The sequence below is a fragment of the Peristeroidobacter soli genome, assembly GCF_004138485.1.
GTDB classification, from domain to species: Bacteria; Pseudomonadota; Gammaproteobacteria; order Steroidobacterales; family Steroidobacteraceae; genus Steroidobacter; species Steroidobacter soli.
Window position 1 is genome coordinate 1 of the sequence record NZ_RYEV01000012.1, and the last position, 24,795, is coordinate 24,795.

Below are 24,795 nucleotides of genomic sequence, written 5' to 3' on the forward strand. Positions count from 1 at the left end.
TCGTCCCGGCAGCTTTGCGGCACAGGGACGGGGCCGCAACAGCAGGGCTCACCATGGACGTGCGCCAAGGAGCGCACTGCGCGACGGGCGGCGCCCGGTGCCGGGACGAGGTAGGTCACTCCCGCCGCCGCGAACCACCGACGCCTCCGAATCCGGCTCCGAATCCGCCTCCGAGCCGAGGCTACCGAACCCCCTGAGCCTTAACCATCGCCTCCTGCGCCTCCTGATTCTTCCCTCGCGCACGCAGCGACTCCGCAATCAAACTCCAAGCCGCCGAATTCGCTCTGGGTGCATTCACAGACAGAGCCGCCGCCTTGCGCCCCATATTCTCCGCCTGAACGTAGTTGCCTTCGGCCTGCCGAACTTTGCCCAGCTCGATCCACAGCAACGGATTCGCCGGCTCAATCCGCAGCGCCCGTTCAATGGACGAAGCCGCGACCGGATAATTCTTCGACTGCAATTGCAGCTGCGCCTGACTCACCAGCGCCTTGGAAGCCGCGCTCAACACCGGTTCACGAACCACCGGCGCGGGCGGCGCAGGTTGCTCGCTGGGTTGTTCCGGCGGTTGGGCCGGGCGGGTTTCCACCGGCGGTTCCGTGGGGGAAGGAACGGGCGCGGGAGGGGCGGGGGCTCGGTAAGGAGGAGGGACTGCGCAGGCCGCAACGGCGAGCAGGGCCACGAGCGTGGGAAGTTTTCGCTGCCAGGTAATCACGAGATTGTCAGACCGTCACCAATTGAAAAAATGTTCGCCGTGGCTGAACCGATTCAGCTTCCCCATCGTCATTGCCGAGTGACGCCCCGCCACCACTCCTTCGCCTTCTCGCCAATTTCACCGAACACGTTGGAGCTGCACGAGGGCTGCATCTGCAGCTCGGTCCCCTTCGGCACGGCGATGGCGATGGGTTCCTCGCCGCAGTCCGGCCGGGCGCCCAGGCCGGTTGGGAATTCTATCCAGGTTTCCTCCAGGCTTTCCGGCAACGGCGCGCTCCAGGAAGTTGTTCCGATGTTGGCCATCAGGCGGGACCAGACCGGCAACGAGCCGGCCGAGCCGGTGAGCCCGGTCGATGTGTTGTCGTCATGGCCGATCCACACCACCGCCAGGTGGCTGCCGGAGAAGCCGGCGAACCAGCTGTCACGATAATCCGAAGACGTGCCCGACTTACCCGCCACCACCACATCCGGCGGAAGCACGGCGCGTGCGCCGCGGCCGCTGCCGTGCTGGATGACCTCGACCATCATTCGATTGACCTGATACACCGCGTCCGGACTCGCGACCGGCGTGACTTCCAGTGCGAACGACTTCAGTGGCTCACCCTGCGCATCGAGCACCGAGCGTACCGCTCGCAGTGGCGTGCTGAAGCCGCCGTTCGCGAACGCGTTGTAGAGCTGCGCCACTTCCAGCGGAGAAACATCGAGCGAGCCGAGCAACACCGACGGCAACTGCGGCGGCTCCTTCTCCAGACCCAGCGCCACGAACTCCCGCGTGACTTTCGGCAAGCCCACCGACAAGCCGAGGTTCACCGTCGCGAGATTCATCGACTGCGCCAACGCGCGCACCAGCGGCACCGGACCATAGAACTGCTCTTTGGCAATATTCCTTGGCTCCCACAGCTGACCGTTCGCCAGCTTCACCGACACCGGGCCGTCTTCGATGATGGACGCGGCGTTGTACTGGCCGCTTTCGATCGCCGCCAGATAGATCACCGGTTTCACCAGCGAGCCGATCGAGCGCTTCGCATCCAGCGCGCGATTGAAACCGGCGAAGCCTGCCTGCCGGCCGCCGACCATCGCCACCACTTCGCCGTTCTGCGGAGCTGTGACGACGACCACACCTTCCAGCGGCACCTTCGATTTGGTCTTGCGCGTCTTGTCGAGTCGATCCAGCTCTTGAGTCAGCGCCTTTTCCGCCTGCGTCTGCACCGTCGGATCGAGCGTCGAGAAAATCCGCAGGCCGGCCTCGGTCAGATCTTCTTCGCGATAGTCACGCCGCAAGGTGCGTCGAACCAGATCGAGGAACGCGGGGTAGTAACCACCACCGGCTTGCGTGCTGGAACTCACGATGCCGAGCGGACGCTTCGCCGCCTTCTTCGCCATGTCCGGTGCGATGACGCCGTGTTCGGCCATCAGCTTCAACACCATGTCGCGTCGCTCGCGTGCACGCTCCGGATGACGGCGCGGGTCGTAATAGGAAGGGCCGCGCACGATCGCAACTAACAACGCGACTTCATGCAACTGCAATTCCGCCAGCGGCTTGCCGAAATAGAACTGACTGGCGAGACCGAAGCCGTGGATCGCGCGACGACCGTCCTGGCCGAGATAGATTTCATTGATGTACGCATTCATCAAGTCCGACTTGCTGAAATGCACTTCCAGCAACATCGCCATCATCGCTTCTTCGAGCTTGCGGCCGATGGTGCGGCGGTTGTCGAGGAAGTAGCTCTTCACCAGCTGCTGAGTCAGCGTCGAGCCGCCTTGCTCGATCGCGCCCGCGCGCAAATTCACAAACGCGGCGCGCAGGATGGCCGTGGGATTGATGCCCCAATGAGTGTCGAACTTGCGGTCCTCGACCACTTTCAGAGCGGAGGGCAACAGCTGCGAGACTTCCTCCGGCGTGACCACGACGCGATCTTCACCATGAATGGGGAAGATACTGCCGATCAGCAACGGGTCGAGACGGAAGATCGGCACTTCCTCATTGCGGCCGTTGCGCATGTCCTCGATGGCATTGCCGTTGGTCTTGAGGGTCAGCAGCTGCGGTTCTTGCAGCGCGTCCGAAAATTGGAAACGACGATTGATCAGATCGATGCGCGTGCCCTGGCGGCTGTAGCTGCCGGGGTGCTGAGGTTTGTCGACGCGCTGGTAACCGAGCCGTTGCAAATCCTGCTCGAGCGTGTCGGCGCTGGAGGCCAGGCCAACATACAGCTCGGTCGGTTGGGCATACACCTGCGCGGGCAAGGTCCAGCGGCGTCCCTCGAACTGACTGGTCACTTTGCGATCGAGCGTGAACACCCAGAGGGTGAAAGCGATCGCCGCGATGCCGAAGGCGAGGGCGATGCCGGCAAAAATCCGCTTACGATGTTTTTTCAGTGCTCTCATCTCGAATCTGTGTCATCCAGTGCAGGACCAGTGCCATCAGCTTGCGGCAGGATTCGGGCAAACCGATGGCAAAGGGCGACGCATGCTACATTGCCGTCGCCGTTTGCGCCGAAAACTCGCCGATCCTGGCCACCGCGAATCATGCATGAATCATGAAATTCCCCTGGTCCTGAACGTCGCGGTCGCGCTCGGCATCGCGGTGGCCGGCGGCTTTCTTGCCAGCTGGCTGCGGCAGTCGCCGATCTTCGGCTACCTGCTGGCCGGCGTGGCCATTGGACCGTTCACCCCAGGATTCGTTGGCAACCGCGAAAACATCGCGCTGCTGGCCGATGTAGGCGTGATCTTTCTGATGTTCGGCCTGGGCGTGGCGTTCTCGCTCAAAGACCTGGCCCGCGTGCGGGCCATCGCCACGGTCGGCACCTCGGTGCAGGTGATATTGACCATTCTGGGCGGCACGCTGGCGGGCATGGCCATGGGCTGGGGCGTGCTGGCCGGCACCGTGTTCGGTGTCGCGCTCGCGGCCAGCAGCTCCATGGTGATTTTGAAAACATTGCTGGACCGAGGTGAGATCGCCTCCAGTCACGGCCGCTTGCTGCTGTCGATGGCGATCGTGCAGGACCTGATCATCGTGGTGTTGATCGTGGTGCTGCCGCAGCTGGTGTCGTCGCAGACCGGCGCATCGCCGACCGATGTGGCCATCGAAGTCGGCATCACCATTCTGAAGGCGACGGTGTTCATCGGCGTGTCGCTGGCCATCGGCTTGCGGGCGGTGCCATGGCTGATGGGACACATCTCCCGGATGCGCTCGTCCGAATTGTTCATCGTCACCGCCGCCGTGTTGGCGTTGGGCGCGGCGAGTGTCAGCCAGTTGCTCGGCCTGTCGCCCGCGCTGGGCGCGTTCGTGGCCGGGCTGCTGCTGTCGGAGAGCGAGTTCGATCATCGCGTGATATCCGAGGTCGTGCCGGTGCGCGACCTGTTCGCGACGCTGTTTTTCGTGTCGGTGGGCATGTTGATCGATCTCAGTTTCATCGTCGCCAACTGGCCGGCGGTGCTGGCGGTCGCCGCGTTTACCGTGCTGCTCAAATTCTCGGCCACCGCGATCGGCATCCTGCCATTCCGCTTGACGGCCCGGACCGCCGCCTTCACCGCGCTCGGCATGATCCCGGTCGGCGAGCTCAATTTCGTGCTGGCGCAGATCGGCCTGCAGACTCAGGCTCTTTCGCCGCAGATCTACAATCTGATTCTGACCTCGGCGCTGGTCACCATCGTGCTGACGCCCTCGGCGTTCGCGGTCTCGCCCAAGCTCGGCGAGTTCATGTTGCATAATCGCTGGCTGCGCCGTTGGTTCGATACGGGCACCGGCGCGAGCGGCGAGGGGGCGCAACTGGAAGCTCATGCCATCGTCATCGGCTATGGCCGGGTGGGCCAGAGCGTCGCTCGCGGGTTGCGGGACGCGGGGATCAGCGTTGCCGTCATCGATTCCAGATTGTCACGGGTGCGCGATGGCGTCGCCGATGGATTGCCTGCGATTTACGGAAACGCATTCTCGCCTACCGTGCTCGAAGCTGCTCATGTCGCCAATGCCCGACTGGCGGTCGTCGCCCTGCCCGATTTCGCTCCGGCCCGCGCGGCCATCAACCAGCTGCGGCACCTCAATCCTGCAGTCGTTATAGCAGCCCGAGCTGAGCAGTCGGTGAACGAACCGGCGCTGCGAGCGGCGGGCGCGCACCTGGTGATCGTGCCGGAGTTGGCAGGAGCCACGGCGTTGTTACATGGCGCCTTGGACATGTTGGGCGCGGCGCGCTGAGGTTGCTCAGCGGCGCCAGAACGAAGGCGTCGCGATCACCAGCAGCGGGAAGATTTCCAGACGCCCGAGCAGCATCGCGATCACGCACAGCCATTTCATGGGCTCGGAGATCGAACGGAAGTTCGACGACACTTCGCCCAAGCCCACGCCGTAGTTGTTGATGCACGAAGCGATCGCGGAGAACGCGGTCACGTGGTCCGCGCCCATCATCATCATCAACACCATCAGCACCGCGAACAGAATCATGTAGGCGGCGAAGAAGCCCCACACCGAATCGATGATGCGCCAGTCGACCGGCTTGCTGCCGATACGCACCGGAATTTCGGCGCTGGGATGAATCAGTCGCTGCACTTCGCGCTGGCCCTGTTTCCAGATCAGCAACCAGCGGATCACTTTCATGCCGCCCGAGGTTGAACCCGCCGAGCCGCTGATGAAGGTCGCGAGCAGCAGAATCACCGGGATGGCGCCGGGCCATACGGAGTAGTCGGTCGTGAAGAACCCTGTACCGGTCTGCGCCGAAATCGCCGTGAACACCGACTGCCGGATCGCCGTGTCAGTCGTATAGACACCTTTGACGAGCAGCATGCCCAGCGTCAGCAGGAACAAACACGTCACCAGGAACAGGAAGGCGCGAAACTCAGGATCGCGGAAATAATCCTGCGGACGTCGATAGCGCCACACGAAGAAGTGCAGTGCGAAGTTCACGGCGCCGAGGAACATGAATAACGACGCCACGATTTCGACGGCCACATTGTCGAAATAGCCGAGGCTCAAGTCGTGAGTCGAGTGACCGCCAGCCGAGACAGTCGAGAAGGCGTGTGCGATTGCGTCGAACGGCGACATGCCCGCCAGCCAATAACAAGCCGCGCAAAGCACTGTGAGCGTCACATAGATCACCCACAGCGCCTTCGCCGTCTCGGTGATGCGTGGCGTGAGTCGCACGTCTTTCGCGGGACGCGGGCTCTCCGCTTTCAACAATTGCATGCCACCGACGCCTAGCATGGGCAGCAGGGCAACCGCCAACACGACGATACCGAGGCCGCCGAGCCATTGGATCTGCTGGCGGAAATACAAAATGGAAATCGGCAGCTCTTCGAGGCCGACCAGCACCGTCGCGCCGGTGGTCGTGAATCCCGAGACAGCTTCGAACACGGCGTCGGTCAGATCCAGATCCGGCCGATCGGAAATCAGCAGCGGCACCGCGCCCGCCAGGCCGAGCACGATCCAGAACATCGAGACGACCAGGAATCCGTCCCGCACCCGCAGCTCGCGATGCGCCTTGCGCGCCGGCCACCAGACGAGCGCGCCCACGATCAACATGCCGCAGAACGAATCGAAGAACGGCTGCCAGTGACCGTCGCCGAAATACAGCGACACGCCGACGGGCGGGAGCATGGTCACGCTGAACAGCATCAGCAGCTGACCGATGATGCGCTGGACGGTGAGGAAGTTCATCGGGCGTGCCGGCGCGGCACATCGAACAGGCGCTCGACCGCTTCGACATGGCGGCGGTCGGTGAGGAACAGGATCACGTGGTCGTCGCGCTGGATCATGGTGTCGTGGTGCGCGATCAAGACCTGGTCGCCGCGGGCGATGGCGGCGATCGTGGTTCCCTCGGGCAACGGAATGTTTTCGATTCGTTTGCCAATGACCCGGCCTTCACCCTGCACGCCGTGCACGATGACTTCGAGCGCCTCGGCCGCGCCGCGTCTGAGTGAGTGCACGCGAACCACGTCGCCACGCCGCACGTGAGCCAGCAGCGAGCCGATCGTGACCTGCTGCGGCGACAAGGCGATATCGATGGAACCGCTCTGCATGAGCTCGGCATAGGCCGGGCGGTTGATCAGTGCCATCACCTTGTGACAGCCCAGTCGCTTCGCCAGCATCGCCGACAGAATGTTGGCTTCTTCGGCGTTGGTGACGGCGACGAACACGTCGGCGCTGTCGATGTTCTCTTCGAGCAGCAACTCTTCATCGGCGGCGTCGCCGCTCAGCACGATGGTGTTACTCAGCTGTTCCGACACCCGCCGGGCCCGGCGAGGATCGCGCTCGATCAGTTTGACCTGATGATTCACTTCCAGTGTTTGCGCGAGACGGAAACCGATGTTGCCGCCGCCCGCGATGACTACCCGGCGTACCGGATCTTCGGCCCGCTGCATCTCGTTCATCACCAGGCGAATATCTTCGCGCGCGGCGATGAAGAATACTTCGTCGCCATGCTGGATGACCGTGTCGCCCTCGGGCTTGATGCTCTGGCCTTCACGATAGATCGCCGCGACCCGCGCATCGCGCCCCTCGATGTGCGTCGGCAGCTGTTTCAGTTGCTGACCGACCAGCGCCCCGCCTTGCAAGGCCTTCACGCCGACCAGACGGATGCGGCCATCGGCGAAGTCCAGCACCTGCAGGGCGCCGGGATACTTGATCAAGTGCACGACATGCTCGGTCACCAGCTGCTCGGGGCTGATCGGCACGTCGACGGCGAAGGCGCGGTCCTCGTTCGAGAACAGCTTGGTATGCCGGGTGAAATCGGCCGAGCGGATGCGGGCGATGCGCGTCGAGTCCTTGTTGAACAGGCTCCACGCGATCTGACAGGCGACCATGTTCACTTCATCGCTGTTGGTCAGCGCGATGAAGATGTCGGCGTCGCGGGCGCCGGCGGCTTCGAGCACGCTCGGTTGCGTGCCGCTGCCGACCAGGGTGCGAATGTCGAGGCGGTCCTGCAGATCGCGCAGCAGCTCGTCGTTCACATCGACGACCGTGACTTCATTCGCAGCTTCGCGCGCCAGATGGTTGGCGGCGGTGCGACCCACCTGTCCGGCGCCGAGGATGATTATTTTCATACCGGTTCCAGGTTCGCGAACGCCAGCATCAGCCACTTCCGGCCCTGGCGCTCGAAGTTCACGTGCACGCGCGCATGCGTCCCGTCGCCTTCCAGCTCGAGCACGGTGCCTTCACCGTACTTGCCATGACGCACGCGCTGACCGAGCCGCACGCCGCCAAAAGTGGCCGCCTCTTCGTGCACTCGCCCCCCCATGCCACTGCGGCGAGGCGTGTAGATCGGTCGCGAGATCTGGATGCGCGGGCGGATCTCTTCGAGCAGCTCCGCCGGGATTTCCTTGATGAACCGCGACGGCGTGCCGTAGCTATCCACGCCGTGCAAGCGGCGTTGCTCGGCATAAGTGAGATACAGCTGTTTCATCGCGCGCGTCGTGCCGACGTAACAGAGGCGGCGCTCTTCCTCGAGCCCGTCGATATCGCTGATCGAGCGCTGATGCGGGAACAAGCCGTCTTCCATGCCGCACATGAACACGATGGGGAATTCGAGGCCTTTGGCCGAATGCAGCGTCATCATCTGCACGGCGTCGTCGCCAGCACCGGCCTGCTCCTCGCCGGACTCCAACACGGCGTGCGCGAGGAAGTTGGCGAGCGGTGAAACCTCGATCTCACCCTCGGGCTCATAACCACGCGCTGCGGAGACCAATTCGTTCAAGTTGTCGACGCGAGCTTCGCCACGATCGCCTTTCTCTTGCTGATAGTGCGTGATCAGGCCGCTGGTATGAATCACGTGATCGACCTGTTCGTGCAACGGCAGCGTGCGCGTTTGCTGGTCGAGCTGCTCGATCATCAGCATGAACGCGTGTAACGCCTGGCCACCGCGGGCACCAAGTTCTTTGATGCTTGCGCCGGCGGCTTCCCACATCGAAGTGGCGTTGGCACGTGCGTAGTTGCGGACGACATCCAGCGTCTTGTTGCCGATGCCGCGCGTCGGCAGGTTCACGATGCGTTCGAACGATGCGTCGTCGGTCCGGTTGTGCATCAATCGGAGATAGCCGAGCGCATCTTTGATTTCGGCGCGTTCGAAGAATCGCAAACCGCCGTACACGCGATATGGAATGCGATGGGTGAGCAACGCTTCTTCAAGCGTTCTCGACTGCGCGTTCGAGCGGTACAGGATCGCGCATTCACTGCGCAGGCCGCCTTTCATCACATACTCGCGAATGCGGTTGACGATGAAGTCGGCCTCGTCGCGCTCGTTGAACGCCGCATAGAGCCGGATCGGATCGCCTTGCTCGCCGCTGGTCCACAGATTCTTGCCGAGACGACCGCCGTTGTTGGAGATCAGCGCGTTGGCGGCCGCGAGAATGTTGCCGGTGGAGCGATAGTTCTGCTCCAGTCGAAACATCTGCACGTTGGGATAGTCGCGCCGGTACTGATGCAGGTTTTCCACGCGAGCGCCGCGCCAGCGATAGATCGACTGGTCGTCGTCGCCGACCGCGAACGGCAAGCCGTTGGGGCCGGCGAGCAGCTTCAGCCACGAATACTGAATCGTATTGGTGTCTTGAAACTCATCGATCAGCACATGGCGGAAGCGCTGGCGATAGTGGTCGAGCAGCGCGGCGTTGTCGCGGAACAGCTCATAAGCGCGTAACAGCAGCTCGGCGAAGTCCACGACACCGGCGCGGTCGCACTGCTCCTGATACAACTCATACAACTTGATGAACTGGCGCCGGGTCGGATCGCCGTCATCCTTGATCTGTTTGGCACGCAGGCCTTCGTCCTTGCGGGCGTTGATGAACCACATGATCTCTTTCGGGACCCAGCGCTCCTCATCGAGGCTCTGCGCCCTGAGCACGCGGCGGATGGCGCGGAGCTGATCGTCGGAGTCCATGATCTGGAAGCTCTGCGGCAGGTTGGTGTCGCGCCAGTGGATGCGCAGCAGGCGATGCGCGATGCCGTGGAAGGTGCCGATCCACAGGGGGGCACTCGGCACGCCGAGCATGGATTCGATGCGCGCGCGCATCTCGCCGGCGGCCTTGTTGGTAAAGGTCACCGCCAGGATGCTGTGCGGAGAGGAGCCTTCAACCTCCACCAGCCAGGCGACGCGGTGGGTCAGCACCCGCGTTTTGCCACTGCCGGCACCGGCCAGGACCAGAGTCGGCGCCAGCGGAGCCGCGACGGCGGCGCGCTGAGCGTCGTTAAGTCCTTCAAGTAAATCAGAAACGTCCAGAGTCAATCCTCGCGTGAGCCGAGCTTACGTCGGGTACCAGCCACCCCCAGGCACATGGAAGTGCCCGACGCCGTAGGCGGCGAGCGCAGCGGGAAAAGTCGCGCCTTTGCCCGTCTGCGCCACAGCGCGAGTGGCAGGATGCCCGAGTCGCTGCATAACAAGCATGCCCGAGTCGCCGTATTACAATCCCGCGCATTCTAGCAGGCTGGCCGTTTCTATATGCTGTGCGCCCAGCTGGGTTCGCCGGGGAGGCGTGCATGCGTGTTTGGCGCGGGATGTTACTTTCCCATTGCGCGGTTTTGCTGACTTTGGCGGGATGCTCCAAGACACCGGAGCCCGTGGCTCCGCCTGCGCCCACGGCGGACACGGATACGTCCAGTTTTCCGTCCGAGGCTTCCGCGACATCCGAGCCACCCGCGGAATCGGGCCTCGCCATCAAGCGGGGTATCGTCACACTGTCCGCCGAGCGCGCCAGCTTCCGTCCGTGCGGCGAGCAGAGCGACTTGCTGTTGGTCGATCAGACCGACGGCGTGCTCAAGCGCGAGTTCGCCGGCGAGAAAGATGCGGACGGCGCCGATCAGGTGCCGAAGCTGTACATCGAGGCGTACGGCGAGCGCTCCATCGATCAACCCGCGCCCGCGGGCTTCGCTGGAGGCTTTACGTTGGAAGAAGTGCTGTACGCCACGCCCGACCAGACGCGTAGCTGCGATTCACCGCCGCAGGATTACATCGTCGCCGCGCGGGGCAACGAGCCGTTCTGGAGTGCCGAGGTCACCGAAGCGGCGTTGGTCTGGCGCCAGGCCGAGGAACCGAAAGAAATCTCCATCGCCGCGCCACAGACGCAGGATGCCGAGGGTGCCGTCAGCTACGCGGCTGCCAACAACGATCACAAGATCGAACTGCTGATCGAAGCTCAGGCGTGCCGCGATGACATGTCGGGCGAGTACTTCGCGTACGCCGCCAAAGCCCTGCTGAATGGCAAGCAGTACACCGGTTGCGCGCGCGTCGGCAGCCGGACGTTCTAACGTTCCCGCAGAGAAAAATCGTTGGTCGCGCCCGCGAAGCGTCGCGGGCGATGCCGTCGATACAACGAACGAAACGCCAGGCCGATCGTCAGCGCGAGTAGCGGATCGGTGATGGATGCGTGCTCCGCGGGCAGCCAGATTTGCAGTACTTCGACGACGGTGGCGATGGTGAGCATCACGCCGAACGCAAAGTCGGTGGATGCACCCCACTCCCGCACCACCCACAGCAAGGCCCCATAAAGAAACAATTTACCGAACACCGGCACCCAGTCCACCGTGGTCAGGTCCCAGCCGGAGTCGACCAGCGCCAGGAACGGCCAGAAATCGAACTGCGCGGCGTGCGGCGAGAAGTTGAACGGCGCCAGCTCTTCGATGATCAACAACGCGACGACCGCGAGAACCAGCGATGCGCGCCTCGGCCGCGGACGCAACCGATGCATGAGTACCACCATCGGCAGCAACAACAACAGCGCCAGCAGTTCGGCGGGCACAAACGCCTGATTCGCGACGATCAGCCGGCCAATCAGTACCGCGGCCATCAGCAACAACAATGTCTCCAAGCGCCGCGGACGGCTCACCATGGCGGCGACCGCCTGATTCACGACCAGCCAGCACGTGAGAAAGATCAGCACGGTGACGAAGTCGAATGTCGGATCGAACAGCGGCCGCAGCGCCGCCTTCAGTTTGCCCAGATCGAACTGCGGCACGAACGGCGCGAATCGCCACGCGAGCCACAAGCCGATCAGCAGTATTGCGCCCGGATCGCGCGTTTGTTTCTCGACGCGCGACGGTACATGCATCAAGTGACTGAGAGCGGCCCAGCCCATGCCGCCAAAGGCGCCGAGCAACGTTCCGCCGGAGTTCAACGCGAGATCCGCGAGGCTCGGCACGCGCTTCGAGACATACACCTGCGCGACTTCGATCCCCAGGGATAACACCGAGCCGAGCAGCCACGCGAGCGTCACGGCCGGGCCCTGACGCAGTCTCTCGTTCAGCCACAGAAAGAGGCAGAACCCGAGCGGCAGATACAGCAGCACATTGGAGATGCGATCGCCGCGGCCAGCGCGCGCCCACGACAGCTGACTGAGCGCGCCGAGCAGGTCGCTCTGCACGTCGGGCTTGAGATTGAAGGGATACAGCGAGCCGTACAGGATCAGCGCTATGACTGCTGCCGTCAGCCAGGGAATCGAGCTTCGTGGTGTGCGCGCCGGAGCCACGATGCGAGCGTAGGACTAAGTCAGCCGAATAGTCACATAGTGATCGATCAGCAAGGCAGCGAACAGCAGTGCCAGGTAGGTGATCGAGTAACCGAAGGTCTGCATGGGCAGACGGGCGTCCTGGCGCACCTTCAATTGCAAGGCGCGGAACAGGAAACGTGCGCCGAGGATCAGCGCTGCCGCGAGATAGATCAGGCCGCTCATGCCGGTGAGGTAGGGCAGCAGCGTCACGATCACGAGCAGGATCGTGTACAGCAGAATATGCAGCCGCGTGAAGTCACTGCTGTACGCGACCGGCAGCATCGGAATGCCAGCCTTCGCATATTCATCGCGCCGTGCAATCGCCAGCGCCCAGAAGTGCGGCGGCGTCCAGGTAAAGATGATCAGGAACAGCAGCAGCGCGTGCGGATCGACGGAGCCCGTCACGGCGGTCCAGCCGAGGACCGGCGGAGCCGCACCGGCCGCGCCACCGATGACGATGTTCTGCGGAGTCGCGTGTTTGAGCCACACCGTGTAGATCACCGCGTAACCGATCAGCGAGCAGAACGTGAGTACGGCTGTCAGCGCATTCACACAGCCCCACAACAGGACCATCGACAGCACCGCCAGCACCAGCGCGTAGCTCAATGCCTGACGCTCGGTGACATGACCGGTGGGCAGCGGGCGATTGCGAGTGCGCGCCATCTGCTCGTCGAAGCGGCGATCCAGCACATGATTGATCGCCGCCGCCGCGGACGCCGCCAGGGCGATGCCCAGCGTACCGAAAATCAGCGCATTGGCCGGCGGCCAGCTCGGTGCCGCCAGGAACATGCCGGCAATGGCCGTGAACATGATCAGCATCACCACGCGGGGCTTGCCCAGCTCGTAGTAATCGCGCCAGGAGGCGGCAGGCTGAAATGAAGAAGTTTGCACGGCGGACATAGGCGAGACGGCGGTGACCAGCGCTGGATTCTACAGGCAACGGAAAGTCTGTGCGTCGACTGTGCCGGGCAGGCGCTGGGGCCGTCCTAGCGTAACAATCGGTTCATGCGCACTGTCGCCAGCAGCAACAGCGCGGCCACACCGTTATGTGCAGTGGCCAGCACCAGCGGCAGCGCGCGCATGACCATGATCGGACCGAGGATGAGCTGCGCGATCAGCACCAACCCAAGCAACAGGCCGCCGGTGCGCACGGCCGGCGTGGTGCCTCGTCGCCAGGCGAGGAAGCTCAACGCGCCCAGAATGATCGCCGCGGCAATCGCGCCTAGCCGATGCACGAAGTGGATGGCCACGCGCGCCGGGTGATCCAGCACGCCGCCTTCGTAGTCGATGCCCAGGCCTCGCCACAGCACGAACGCGTCTTTCACGTCCATGTGGGGCCAGTAGCTGTTCTGACAGGTCGGAAAATCCGGGCAGGCGAGGGCGGCGTAATTGCTGCTCGTCCAGCCGCCGAGCATGATCTGCAGCGCCAGCACCGCCAGGCCGATGCCGGCCAGCTTGCGTAATCCGGCATTGGCCGGGCTCCAGCGCTCGGGCGCCCTGCTCGGCGACATCGCCAGCCAGGCCAGCAGCGACAGCGTCGACAGACCGCCGATCAGGTGGAGCACGACGATCAGCGGCTTGAGCAGCAGCGTGACCGTCCACATCCCGAGCAGTCCTTGGAAAATCACCAGAGCCACCAGTGCGAGCGGCAATGCCACGGGTTGCTCGGGATCCTTGCGATTGGCAATCGCCAGACCGGCCAGCACCAGGATCAGAAAGCCCAGGCCCGAGGCGAAGTACCGATGCACCATCTCCTTGATGGCCTTGTGGTACTCGAGCGGCCGGTGCGGGAACGCCTGGTTGACGGTGTCGATGTTCTCGGCCGCGCTGCCGGCGCTCCAGTGACCGTAACAGCCCGGCCAGTCCGGGCAGCCCAGGCCCGCGGCGCTCAGGCGCACCCAGGCGCCGAGCACGACCACGACCAGCGCGAGCAGCACGCCGGCCAGCGCCAGGCGGCGAAACAGAAGCAAACGTGGAGTCATGAAACTGCTGGGTTTCCAGGCGTACTTTGGCGGGGCGCAATCATAAGCGCCCCGACGCCGGTTTTGTGTCGGTTGGGCGATTTGCCGCCCTCGCTTACGACTATTTCACGAACGACGCCACGCGGGTCAGGAAGGTGTAATCGCCCTCGATGGCCATCAGCCCGATCAGGATCAGCAGCGCCAGCGGCGGCACCAGGATGGCCAGCTTCAGCGCCAGCCGCTCCCAGGCCATGTGCATGAAGATGGCCACGATGAAGCTGGCCTTGATCAGCATGAACACGATGATCAAGGTCCAGCGCAGGGCGCCTTGCAGCCGGAAATAATCGACCATGTAGGAAAACGCGCTGAAGACGAACAGCAGGCCCCAGATCAACAAATACAACTTGATGGGGTGCTGCTGACCCTCCGCATGGGTGCCATGCGCCGCTGCGTGCGTGGGCGAATGATCCGCGGAGAGGTCCGTCGCAGGGATATCGTGCTGTCTTACCGCCATGCCGCTCACCATAGGTAGAAGAAGGCGAAAATGAATACCCACACCAGATCGACGAAGTGCCAGTACAGGCCGGCGATCTCGACGGTCTCGTAAGTGCCTTTGCGATCGTAGAAGCCGCTCAACACACGGGAGGCGACCACGCTGAGATAAATCACGCCGCCGGTCACGTGCATGCCGTGGAAGCCGGTGATCATGAAGAACGACGAGCCGAACTGCGCCGCGCCCATCGGATTGCCCCAGGGCCGCACGCCTTCATGAACGATCAGCTTGGTCCATTCGAACGCCTGCATGCCGACGAAACACAGGCCCAGCGCCGCCGTTGCGAACATCAGTTGAGCGGTGCGCTTGCGATCGCGCCGATAGCCGAAGTTCACGGCCATGGCCATCGTGCCGCTGCTGGTGATCAGCACCATGGTCATGATTGCGATCAGCAGCAACGGAATGTCATGACCGCCGACCGTGAGTGCGAAGACCTCGGCGGTGTTGGGCCACGGGGCCGTCGTCGACATGCGGACGTTCATGTACGACGTGAGGAAACACGAAAAGATAAAAGTGTCCGAGAGCAGGAAGATCCACATCATCGCCTTGCCCCACGGCACCGGGAAAGCCTGCTTGTCCGCGGACCAGTCCGCGGTCACGCCTTTGAAACCGGGTTCCAAGGTGGCGGGTTCGTGGCTCATGCTTTTCTCTCGCTCACGTCGATAACAACACAGCGAACAGCCCCAGCCAGACCAGCAACAGGTAGTGCCAGTAGACCGAGGTGAGCTCGACGCTCAGACGCACGTCGATCAGCTCCACGTCTTTACGCAATGAGCGCGCCAGTGTGCGCGCCCACACAAACAGTCCGCCTAGCAGGTGCAGGCCGTGCACGGCGGTGAGCACATAGAAGAATGCGACCGCGGGGTTCAGCGGGGAGAACAGTGGTGAATAACGGAGCTCTCGCCAGGCGAGCCACTGTCCTATCAGAAACGCGAATGTGAGCAGGCCTGCGGCAAACAGACGCACTCTGGTTTGTTGAACCTGGCTGCGAGCCACCGCGGAACGCGCCGATTGCATGGCGACGCTGCCGAAGATCAGCAGCACGGTGTTGAACCAGAGAATGGAAGGGTCGCGAATCGATTGCCAATCGGTGGCCGGCAGCGTGCCGTGGCCCGCGTGCTCGCCCATGCGCATGTAATAAGCAGAGAGAAACAAACAGAACAGCGAGGTGACGACCGCGAGGAAGATCCACAAGCCGATGCGCTTCGCCGAAACATTAAAGCCCTGCTTGTCCAACACACCCGCCGCAGTGACTTCCCACGGCTTCGCTCGCAACTTCATAACGAGCACCGCCCAAACAGCGATGCCCGTAGCGAGTGCGGCGTATGCAACGGTCAGGCTCACGTCGGCACTCCATGCTCACGCCCGACCGGCGTCTTCTCCGAATGCGGCACGTTCTGCGGAATGAAGTCCTCGGGTGCGCCCGGCACGCTGTAGTCATACGCCCAGCGATGCACCTCGGGCAGATCCTTACCCCAGTTGCCATGCTTCGGCGGCGTATCAGGGGTCTGCCACTCCAGCGTCGTGGCTCGCCACGGATTCGGATCCGCGACCGGCCCCTTGAAGTACGAATGAATCAAGTTGTAGAGGAACACTAATTGCGTGGCCGCGACGATCATGGCCGAGATCGAGATCCACTCATTGGCCTCATGCACCGAGGGCGGAATGAACTGAATCGCGTCGGTGTAGCCGTAGTAACGACGCGGCACCCCCAGGATTCCCATGTAGTGCATCGGCAAGAAGATCGCGTAGGCGCCGAGGAACGTCATCCAGAAATGAAACTTGCCGAGCCGCTCATCGAACATGCGGCCGGTGATCTTGGGATACCAGTGATAGATCGATCCGAACACCACCAGAATCGGCGACACCCCCATCACCATATGGAAGTGCGCGACCACGAAGTAGGTGCCTGACAGCGGCACGTCGACGGTCACGTTGCCCAGAAACAAGCCCGTCAGACCGCCGTTGATGAACGTAAAGATGAAGCCGATGGCGAACAGCATCGGCACGGTGAGATGCACGTCGCCGCGCCAGAGGGTCAGCACCCAGTTATAGACTTTGATGGCCGTCGGCACCGCGATGATCAGCGTCGTGGTCGCGAAGAAGAAGCCGAAGTATGGATTCATGCCGCTCACGTACATGTGATGCGCCCACACGACGAAGCTCAGACAGCCGATCGCGAGGATCGCCCACACCATCATGCGATAGCCGAAGATGTTACGACGGGCGTGCGTGCTGAGCAGATCGGACACGATGCCGAAAGCCGGCAGCGCGACGATATAAACCTCGGGATGACCGAAGAACCAGAACAGATGCTGGAACAGCAGCGGGCTGCCGCCGGTGTGCACGGTCCTCTCGCCCATCGACGACACGGCGGGCATGAAGAAGCTGGTGCCGACCAGCGAGTCCAGCGCCATCATGATCGCGGAAACAAACAATGCCGGGAACGCCAGCAAGCCGAGGATCGAGGCCATGAAGATGCCCCACACCGACAGCGGCATACGCATGAACGTCATGCCACGGCAGCGGGCCTGCAACACCGTCGTCACGTAGTTGAGGCCGCCCATGGTGAACGCGACGATGAAGATCGCCAGCGACGCCAGCATGCAAATGATGCCCCAGCTGGCACCTGGTGTGCCCGGTAGCACCGCTTGCGGTGGATAGAGCGTCCATCCCGCGCCAGTCGGTCCACCGGGCACGAAGAAGCCGGCGCACAACACCAGCACCGCGAGCAGATAGAACCAGAAGCTGAGCATGTTCAAGTACGGGAACACCATGTCCCGCGCGCCCAGCATGAGCGGAATGAGATAGTTGCCGAAGCCGCCGAGGAACAGCGCCGTCAGCAGGTAGATCACCATGATCATGCCGTGCATGGTGATGTACTGGTAATAGTCCTGCGGCGCGATGATGTGGAACGTATCTGGAAAGCCCAGCTGCAGCCGCATCAACACCGACATGGTCAGCGCCACCAGACCGATGGAGATCGCCACCAGTGCGTACTGGACGGCGATGACTTTGTGGTCCTGGCTCCAGATGTACTTACGAATAAAACTCTGCGGATCGTGCAGGGCGTGTTCGTGATCGCGATCGGCGATTGCTACAAAAGCCATCGACACACACTCCTTCTACATGTTCTAGAGAGCCTTCTATAAGGTCCGGATGTAATCGAGCACGTCGGCGACGGCCTGATCGTCGGCGAGTACCTTTGCCATCGAGCGCATCTGCGAGCCGTGGAAGTCCTGTGGATGAGTGCCGCGAATGCCGGCGCGGAAGTGTTCGAGCTGGCGCGCCATGTACCAATCGCTCATGTTCGACAAGCGCGGTGCGTTGGTGGACCAGACGCCCTTCGCATTGGCGCCGTGGCAGGAAGTGCAGGTTTCATACAGCTTCTTGCCGCGCACCGGATCGCCGACCACGCTGGCCGCCGGCCGGACTTCAGGCAGGGTCTTGATATAAGCGACGACGTTGCGAACGGCGGTGTCGTCGGCGAGCATGGACGCGAACGGAATCATCTGTTTCGCGAACGTGTCCTGATCGTTCGAGCCGCGTACCCCGTCTTTGAAACTGTGGATCTGGCGCATCAGATACCAGTCGGCCTGTCCACTCAGCTTCGGCGCATTCAGCTCGCGATTGCCTTCCGCCTGCGCGCCGTGACATGCGGAGCACGCAGTGAATAACGCCTGGCCCGCAGCAGGATCGCCCTTGGTCGCCGCGAGCGTTTTCTGGAAGGTCGGCTGAGTGCTGAGCCATTTGTCGAAATCGTCCTGCGTATCCACGACGACGCGGCCGCGCATCGCGAAGTGAGCGACGCCACAGAGTTGCTCACAAAGGACGTCGAACTCACCGGTGCGCGTGGGCGTAACCCAGAAATGCGTGACCATGCCCGGCACCATGTCCATCTTCACGCGAAACTGCGGCACGGCGAATTGATGATTCACATCCTTCGCGCGCAATAACACCTTCACCGGCTTGTCGATGGGTAGATGCAGCTGCGGATTCTGGATCAGCACGTCGTCCTGACCGACGGGGTCATTCGGATCCATGCCGAAGGGATTGTCGACACTGATCAGATTGGCGTCGGAGGCGCCGAGCCGGCCGTCTTTGCCGGGGAATCTATAGGCCCAGGCCCATTGCTGGCCGAGCACTTCGACCACCGATGCATCTTCCGGCACGGTGACGAACTTGGCCCACACCGACAGGCCCGGTGCGAGCATCGCCGCGATGCCGACGGAGGTGATGCCGGTCAGCCACCATTCGAGTTTTTTATTCTCCGGCTCGTAGTGAGCTCGATTGCCCTTGCGATGCCGGTAACGAATGATGCACCAGGCCAGGAACAGATTCACCGCGACGAACACGATACCCGTGACCCAGAAGGTCACGTCGACGGTCGAATCCACCATGGTCCAGTTGGACGCGATGGGCGTGAACCACCACGGGCTCAGGAAATGGAACAACACGGTGGCCACGACGAGCACGATCAGCGCGATCGCTATGAGCATGGGCGGCTCCTCTCTTCGATTCCCTGAAGAGCAATTATTGTTGTTGTGTCTTCAGGTTCTGGTGGCGGCTCTTTGGGTGACCCGGTCGACTCCGGTGAATGGATTGACGCAATGGGAATCGATGGCGACCATGTCGGCGTCCGAGTGACGCTCGTCCATCATCTTGCGCACCGTTGCTTCCTGGTTCCTGGCGACGTAGACCAGGATCAGATATTTGCCGGCCGCGATATCGTCGTGGAACCGGGCCAGCTTCTTGTTCTCGGTGGCGATGCCGGTCAGGCCGCCTTCCCACGCACCGAACAACGTCGCGGCGCCGACCAGCAGCGCATAGACCAGCGTCGGGATTTCGAAGTCGGGGCCCAGGGGTTTGAAGTACATCAGCAGCGAGATGCCGATCAAACCGGCCACGCAACCGAGCGCGGCGCCGATGAAACCGTCGCGGACAATGTCCAGGGTTTCTAAATAGTTCGAGGAATGGATGTGCTGCTTCTTGAGACCCGACTCGTCCTTGGAGATCACGTGCAGATAGAAATCTTCGACGCCCACTTCATGCAGATCATCGGACACGTCCTGAGTGCTCTTCAGCGTCGACGCGAGATAGTAGATGCATTTCATGGCAAATCCCCCGGGGGCTGCAGAACTGATCAACCGTTACGCAATACCTCTTTATTCAAATCCGGTCTGCACGCGATGAAATGCCGTGGCGCACTCCTTCGCTAGCGGCACGACTATGTCACAGTTATCCGATATGCGACAGCTTCAGTAATTTCTTCAGGTCGTCCAGCAGACCCTTCTGCGGTGCATCAGGATCGTACTTCATCATCAGATTGCCCAGCGGGTCCACCAGATAAATGCGCCCCAGCCCGGTTACCTGGGCTGTATCCGGAAATGTTTCTAATAATGTCTGGCCCGCGGGATTGTCGATGCGTCCGAGCAACAGGCCGGTGTGTTCAGCGTCGAGATAAGCCTGGTCACAGCAGTTGCCGGAAATTAGAAACACCCGTTGGACCCGTTCCATCTTGTCGCCGAGCGCCAGTCTCGTTTGACGCATCAACGTAAGGGCTTCCCGACAGCGGGCATCGCAGGCGCCATCGCCGATGAACACCATGCTCCACTTGCCGCGCAGCGCATTGGCTGCAAGCGGTTGATCCGTTGCGCCAGGCAGTTCCACTTCAGGCAGCGGGACGGCGGGGCTGATCAGATCGCCCTTGTTGGTGGTGCCCGCCGGCCGAATGCCGACGCCGTAATAAAGCAGGAAGGCCAGAGCGAGCGGCGCGAAGAAGGCGCCGATCAGGATCCACATTTGTTTACGCGACCGCGAGCCCTGGGAGGTTTGTTCAACGGGGCGATTCATCTGTTGCCTTCTTGGTACGGAAACTGGTGATAACGAAAAGAATGATGGCGGCGACCGCGAACGCGAACCACTGCACGGCATAGCCGATGTGTCGTTCCGGCATGAAGCCGAGATGGACTTCCCAGATGCGCTCGTAGCCGTCGGGTTGTGAAGCATCGAGCAGCAGCAATCCAGGAATGAGCGCGTGCCCCAACTGCTGTTCCAGAGCCGACTGCTCCGGAAAGCTGAGCACACGCGGCCACGGAGTCTTGGGATCGACCGGCGGCGCTGCCAGCTGGATGCCGGCTCGAGGCAGCTCGTCGATCGTGCCGGTGATCGTTCGCGGGTCATTGACTACCGGAATGTCCGGCAACTCACTGCGCGTCTTGCCCAGCGGCAACCAACCTCGGTCGACGAGCAGCCAACCGGCCGATGTTTCGAAAGGGGTGAGCACCCGAAAACCCGGCTGGCCCGTGTGCGACGGCATGTTATCCAGCAATATCTGGTGAGCCGGGTCGAAATGACCGGACACCTTGGCGCGTTGATAGCGCGGCAGGTTCGCGGCGTTCTGCGTGGTGATTTCGACCTGCGTCTGCTGTGCCTTGGCGTACTGATCGAGCAGCGCCTGCTTCTCATCGGCGCGGCCCAGCTGCCAGAATCCGAGCCAGATAAAGAACGCCACGCCAAACACAGTCAGCGCCGCGCCGAACATGCTCGGGCGCCAGACTCGGGTTCGCGGCGTTGTATGGGAAGAGCTCACGATATACTGCTTGCGATCCGCGTTTGCCGGATCAGGAGAGTCCCATGGTCAAATTCGTCATCATCGCCTGCCTGGTCGCCATCGTGCTCAGCATGGCGTCCAGCCTGTTCTATCTGGTCACCGACAAGGGCTCATCGAAGAAGATGGTCAACGCGCTGTCCGTGCGCGTCGGTCTGTCCGTGCTGCTGTTCGTGCTCCTGCTGCTGGCCTGGTCGCAGGGTTTGATCACGCCGAAGGGCATGTAAAGCAAAAGGGCCGCCGCTTCAACTGAACGCGGCGGCCCCGGTAAGTCGCGGTACGACTCGTCGATTGCTTACAGCCAGTACACGAACACGAACAGGCCCAGCCACACCACGTCGACGAAGTGCCAGTACCAGGCCACGCCTTCGAACGCGAAGTGATGCGTCGGCGTGAAGTGGCCCTTCAAGCAGCGGAACCAGATCACCGTCAGCATGATCGCGCCCATGGTCACGTGGAAACCGTGGAAGCCGGTCAGCATGAAGAACGTCGAACCGTAGATGCCCGAGGTCAGCTTCAGGTTGTAGTGCTGATACGCCTCGATGTACTCGTGCGCCTGCAGGTACACGAACAGGAAGCCCAGCAGGATGGTCAGGCCGAGGAAGATGTTCAGCACGGCGCGATTGCCCGCCTTGATGGCGTGGTGCGCGATGGTGATCGTGACACCCGAGGTCAGCAGGATCGCGGTGTTGATGGCCGGCAGACCGAACGCGGGAATCACGTCGAAGTCGCCACCCACGTTACCCGGGCCGTCGGTCGGCCACGCAGCTTCGTAGTTGTCGCCACGGATGATCTTGGTCAGCGCGCGCGTGCCTTCGCCACCCAGCCACGGCACGGAGAAGTTACGGGCGTACCACAGCGCGCCGAAGAACGCCGCGAAGAACATGACCTCGGAGAAGATGAACCACATCATGCCCATGCGGAACGAGCGATCCACCGCGTCGTTGTACATGCGGGCTTCGCTTTCCTTGATCACGGCGCCGAACCAGCCGGCGAACATGAACAGCAGGATGCCGAAGCCGACCGTCATCACCCACGGGCCGGCCTGAGCGTGGTTGAGCCACAGCGCGCCTCCGCCGACGGTCGTGAACAGCGCGATCGAGCCGATCAGCGGCCACGGGCTACTGTGCGGGACGTAATACTTATCGGACGGCGCGTGCGTGGTCTGTGCGTGGGCCATAGTTATCTGCCACTGAAGTTCAAAACAATTCAGTAAAAAGTCAGCTCGTGCTCTTCGCGTCGTACATGACGTACGAGAGCGTCAAGCGATCGATGTTCACCGGCAGCTTCGGATCGACGATGAAGCGCACCGTGAGCTCTCGCTCCTGTTGCGCGTCGAACGGCTGCGGCGTGAAACAGAAACATTCGGTCTTGTGGAAGTACTTGGTCGCTTGCAACGGTGCGATGCTGGGGATGGCCTGGGCCACCACCGCCTGCGAGCGCAGATTGCGTGCGTAGAACTTCGCTTCGGTCAACTTGCCGGGATGCACTTCGATGGATCCGACTTCGGGCCGGAATTCCCAGTCGCCGATCGACGGCGCATCCCCCATCAGCTCGATGGTCACGGTCCGGTTCACATCTTCCGGCGCGGTGAAAGTACTCGCCTGCACCAGCTTGGTCCGGTCGCCATAACCGGTGACGTCGCAAATCACGTTGTACAGAGGCACCAGCGCGAAGCCGAACGCGAAGCTGCCGGCAGCAAAGATCCACAGCTGCCGGGTCAGCGAGCGATTCGCTTGGTTGAGGGATGCGTCCGTCATGATCGCTGGTCTGCTCAGTGGGAGCGCAACACCGCCATGGCGATGAAACCGAAATAGAACGTCGCGGCCAGCAGCACGCACCAGAGGAGCGTGCGCTGGATGCCACGTTTACGGTCGGGATCGCGAATCTCGGTAGCCATTACTTCACTTCAGGCGCGGTTTCGAAGCTGTGATACGGCGGCGGCGAGCTCAACGTCCACTCCAGGCCCTGCGGACGGCCGCTGTCCCAAACCTTGTCGGTCGCCTTCTCGCCGCCACGGATGCAGGCGAACACGATGTAGGCGAACAGCAGCTGCGACAGACCGAAGCCGAAGCCGCCGATGGAGGAAATCATGTTCCAGTCGGCGAACTGCGTGGAGTAGTCCGGGATACGACGCGGCATGCCGGCCAGACCCAGGAAGTGCTGCGGGAAGAACAGCACGTTCACGAAGATGGTCGACAGCCAGAAGTGCGCCTTGGCCAGCTTCATGTTGTACATGTGACCGGTCCACTTCGGCAGCCAGTAGTAAGCGGCGGCCATCAGCGAGAACACCGCGCCCGGCACCAGCACGTAGTGGAAGTGCGCCACCACGAAGTAGGTGTCGTGATACTGGAAGTCCGCCGGCACGATCGCGAGCATCAGGCCCGAGAAACCGCCGATCGTGAACAGGAACAGGAAGGAGATCGCGAACAGCATCGGCGGTTCGAAGCTGAGCGAGCCCTTGAACATGGTCGCGGTCCAGTTGAACACCTTCACGCCGGTCGGCACCGCGATCAGCATGGTCGCGAGCATGAAGAACATCTGACCGGCCAGCGGCATGCCCACCGTGAACATGTGGTGCGCCCACACGATGAACGACAGGAAGGCGATCGAGGCGGTCGCGTACACCATCGCGTCGTAGCCGAACAGCGGCTTGCGCGAGAAGGTCGGGATGATCTCCGAGATGATGCCGAAGGCCGGCAGAATCATGATGTACACCTCGGGATGACCGAAGAACCAGAAGATGTGCTGGAACATCACCGGGTCGCCGCCACCGGCGGCTTCGAAGAACGTGGTGCCGAAGTAATGATCCGTGAGCAACATCGTCACGGCACCGGCGAGCACCGGCATCACGGCGATCAGCAGGTACGCGGTGATCAGCCAGGTCCACACGAAGATCGGCATCTTCAGCAGCGACATGCCGGGCGCGCGCATGTTCATGATGGTCACGATCACGTTGATGGCGCCCATGATCGAGGACGCGCCCATCAGGTGAACCGCGAAGATCAGCATCGGGAAGGCTTCGCCGGTCTGCTGCGACAACGGCGGATACATGGTCCAGCCGCCGGCGGGCGCGCCGCCCGGCACGAACAGCGTGCCGATCAGCATCGTGAACGCGAACGGCAGGATCCAGAAGCTGAAGTTGTTCATGCGCGGCAACGCCATGTCCGGCGCGCCGACCTGCAGCGGGATCATCCAGTTCGCCAGACCGACGAACGCCGGCATGACGGCGCCGAAGATCATGATCAGCGCGTGCATGGTGGTCATCTGGTTGAAGAAGATCGGATCGACCAGCTGCATGCCCGGCTTGAACAGCTCGGCGCGAATGATCATCGCCATCGCGCCGCCGATGAAGAACATCAGCAGGCTGAACAGCATGTACATCGTGCCGATGTCTTTGTGATTGGTCGCGAACAGCCAGCGACCGATGCCCTTGGCGGGGCCGTGATCGTCATGGTGGTCGTGAGCAGCGTGAGCGTCGTGTGCGTGTGCCATGG

23 protein-coding genes are annotated in these 24,795 nt (G+C 62.3%); 3 read left to right on the forward strand and 20 right to left on the reverse strand.

Annotated features, from left to right (window positions below; translation table 11 throughout):
- Positions 1 to 181 precede the first annotated feature (181 nt).
- The gene (locus EKO19_RS37185) at positions 182 to 586 is read right to left on the reverse strand and encodes a hypothetical protein (protein WP_129782510.1); all 405 of its coding nucleotides are present in this window, start codon (positions 584 to 586) and stop codon (positions 182 to 184) included.
- A gap of 194 nt (positions 587 to 780) precedes the next feature.
- Positions 781 to 3,096: a penicillin-binding protein 1B gene (mrcB, locus tag EKO19_RS37190; protein WP_129782511.1), complete on the reverse strand. Its 2,316-nt coding sequence runs from the start codon at positions 3,094 to 3,096 to the stop codon at positions 781 to 783.
- A gap of 145 nt (positions 3,097 to 3,241) precedes the next feature.
- Here mrcB and EKO19_RS37195 point away from each other — a divergent pair, with 145 nt between their 5' ends.
- Positions 3,242 to 4,903 (forward strand): cation:proton antiporter, encoded by a 1,662-nt coding sequence (locus tag EKO19_RS37195; RefSeq protein ID WP_175597342.1) that lies wholly within the window; start codon positions 3,242 to 3,244, stop codon positions 4,901 to 4,903.
- A gap of 6 nt (positions 4,904 to 4,909) precedes the next feature.
- Here EKO19_RS37195 and EKO19_RS37200 read toward each other — a convergent pair whose 3' ends face one another.
- The 3 genes from EKO19_RS37200 to uvrD are packed head-to-tail and all read right to left on the reverse strand — an operon-like array spanning position 4,910 to position 9,911.
- A complete protein-coding gene (locus EKO19_RS37200; protein WP_129782513.1) occupies positions 4,910 to 6,358 on the reverse strand; it encodes a TrkH family potassium uptake protein in 1,449 nt (482 codons plus the stop codon).
- Complete coding sequence (gene trkA, locus EKO19_RS37205) at positions 6,355 to 7,743, reverse strand: Trk system potassium transporter TrkA (RefSeq protein WP_129782514.1); 1,389 nt, start codon at positions 7,741 to 7,743, stop codon at positions 6,355 to 6,357. The genes EKO19_RS37200 and trkA overlap by 4 nt, the downstream gene beginning before the upstream one ends.
- Positions 7,740 to 9,911: a DNA helicase II gene (gene uvrD / locus EKO19_RS37210; protein WP_129782619.1), complete on the reverse strand. Its 2,172-nt coding sequence runs from the start codon at positions 9,909 to 9,911 to the stop codon at positions 7,740 to 7,742. The genes trkA and uvrD overlap by 4 nt, the downstream gene beginning before the upstream one ends.
- A 338-nt stretch (positions 9,912 to 10,249) precedes the next feature.
- On the opposite strand from uvrD, the gene EKO19_RS37215 reads away from it, so the two are divergent.
- On the forward strand, positions 10,250 to 10,936 hold the full coding sequence (locus tag EKO19_RS37215; RefSeq protein WP_129782515.1) for a COG3650 family protein: 687 nt from the start codon (positions 10,250 to 10,252) through the stop codon (positions 10,934 to 10,936).
- Here the strand turns inward: EKO19_RS37215 and EKO19_RS37220 are convergent.
- The 11 genes from EKO19_RS37220 to EKO19_RS37270 form a co-directional block, all read right to left on the reverse strand.
- Positions 10,933 to 12,153 (reverse strand): VanZ family protein, encoded by a 1,221-nt coding sequence (locus EKO19_RS37220; protein WP_157995629.1) that lies wholly within the window; start codon positions 12,151 to 12,153, stop codon positions 10,933 to 10,935. The genes EKO19_RS37215 and EKO19_RS37220 overlap by 4 nt on opposite strands.
- A gap of 15 nt (positions 12,154 to 12,168) precedes the next feature.
- The gene (gene cyoE, locus EKO19_RS37225; RefSeq protein ID WP_129782517.1) at positions 12,169 to 13,074 is read right to left on the reverse strand and encodes a heme o synthase; all 906 of its coding nucleotides are present in this window, start codon (positions 13,072 to 13,074) and stop codon (positions 12,169 to 12,171) included.
- Between the two features lie 86 nt (positions 13,075 to 13,160).
- Positions 13,161 to 14,156, reverse strand: a complete 996-nt coding sequence (locus EKO19_RS37230) for a COX15/CtaA family protein (protein ID WP_129782518.1) — start codon at positions 14,154 to 14,156, stop codon at positions 13,161 to 13,163.
- Between the two features lie 100 nt (positions 14,157 to 14,256).
- Entirely contained in the window at positions 14,257 to 14,649 is a 393-nt protein-coding gene (locus tag EKO19_RS37235; protein ID WP_129782519.1) for a cytochrome C oxidase subunit IV family protein, read from the reverse strand.
- A gap of 5 nt (positions 14,650 to 14,654) precedes the next feature.
- On the reverse strand, positions 14,655 to 15,329 hold the full coding sequence (locus tag EKO19_RS37240) for a heme-copper oxidase subunit III family protein (RefSeq protein WP_129782520.1): 675 nt from the start codon (positions 15,327 to 15,329) through the stop codon (positions 14,655 to 14,657).
- A 13-nt stretch (positions 15,330 to 15,342) separates the two neighbouring features.
- Positions 15,343 to 16,032 carry a cytochrome c oxidase subunit 3 gene (locus EKO19_RS37245; protein WP_129782521.1) on the reverse strand — a complete coding sequence of 230 codons (690 nt, stop codon included), beginning with the start codon at positions 16,030 to 16,032 and terminating at the stop codon, positions 15,343 to 15,345.
- On the reverse strand, positions 16,029 to 17,798 hold the full coding sequence (locus EKO19_RS37250; protein WP_129782522.1) for a cbb3-type cytochrome c oxidase subunit I: 1,770 nt from the start codon (positions 17,796 to 17,798) through the stop codon (positions 16,029 to 16,031). Before EKO19_RS37250 ends, EKO19_RS37245 begins: the two co-directional genes overlap by 4 nt.
- Before the next feature lie 36 nt (positions 17,799 to 17,834).
- Complete coding sequence (locus EKO19_RS37255; RefSeq protein WP_129782523.1) at positions 17,835 to 19,187, reverse strand: c-type cytochrome; 1,353 nt, start codon at positions 19,185 to 19,187, stop codon at positions 17,835 to 17,837.
- Positions 19,188 to 19,238: 51 nt separating this feature from the next.
- Entirely contained in the window at positions 19,239 to 19,802 is a 564-nt protein-coding gene (locus tag EKO19_RS37260; RefSeq protein WP_129782524.1) for a hypothetical protein, read from the reverse strand.
- Between the two features lie 124 nt (positions 19,803 to 19,926).
- Positions 19,927 to 20,541 carry an SCO family protein gene (locus EKO19_RS37265; protein ID WP_129782525.1) on the reverse strand — a complete coding sequence of 205 codons (615 nt, stop codon included), beginning with the start codon at positions 20,539 to 20,541 and terminating at the stop codon, positions 19,927 to 19,929.
- A complete protein-coding gene (locus EKO19_RS37270; protein WP_129782526.1) occupies positions 20,525 to 21,280 on the reverse strand; it encodes an SURF1 family protein in 756 nt (251 codons plus the stop codon). Before EKO19_RS37270 ends, EKO19_RS37265 begins: the two co-directional genes overlap by 17 nt.
- A 44-nt stretch (positions 21,281 to 21,324) precedes the next feature.
- Between EKO19_RS37270 and EKO19_RS37275 the strand changes: the two genes are divergently transcribed.
- A complete protein-coding gene (locus EKO19_RS37275) occupies positions 21,325 to 21,525 on the forward strand; it encodes a twin transmembrane helix small protein (RefSeq protein WP_129782527.1) in 201 nt (66 codons plus the stop codon).
- 68 nt (positions 21,526 to 21,593) lie between these two features.
- Here the strand turns inward: EKO19_RS37275 and EKO19_RS37280 are convergent, their stop codons facing one another.
- From EKO19_RS37280 to ctaD, 4 genes are read right to left on the reverse strand one after another with little or no spacing between them, the layout of a single operon-like run.
- A complete protein-coding gene (locus EKO19_RS37280; protein ID WP_129782528.1) occupies positions 21,594 to 22,478 on the reverse strand; it encodes a cytochrome c oxidase subunit 3 in 885 nt (294 codons plus the stop codon).
- Positions 22,479 to 22,518: 40 nt separating this feature from the next.
- Entirely contained in the window at positions 22,519 to 23,058 is a 540-nt protein-coding gene (locus EKO19_RS37285) for a cytochrome c oxidase assembly protein (protein ID WP_129782529.1), read from the reverse strand.
- Between the two features lie 14 nt (positions 23,059 to 23,072).
- Positions 23,073 to 23,198: a hypothetical protein gene (locus tag EKO19_RS39635; protein WP_281281156.1), complete on the reverse strand. Its 126-nt coding sequence runs from the start codon at positions 23,196 to 23,198 to the stop codon at positions 23,073 to 23,075.
- Positions 23,198 to 24,793 (reverse strand): cytochrome c oxidase subunit I, encoded by a 1,596-nt coding sequence (gene ctaD, locus EKO19_RS37290; protein WP_129782530.1) that lies wholly within the window; start codon positions 24,791 to 24,793, stop codon positions 23,198 to 23,200. Before ctaD ends, EKO19_RS39635 begins: the two co-directional genes overlap by 1 nt.
- Positions 24,794 to 24,795 lie beyond the last annotated feature (2 nt).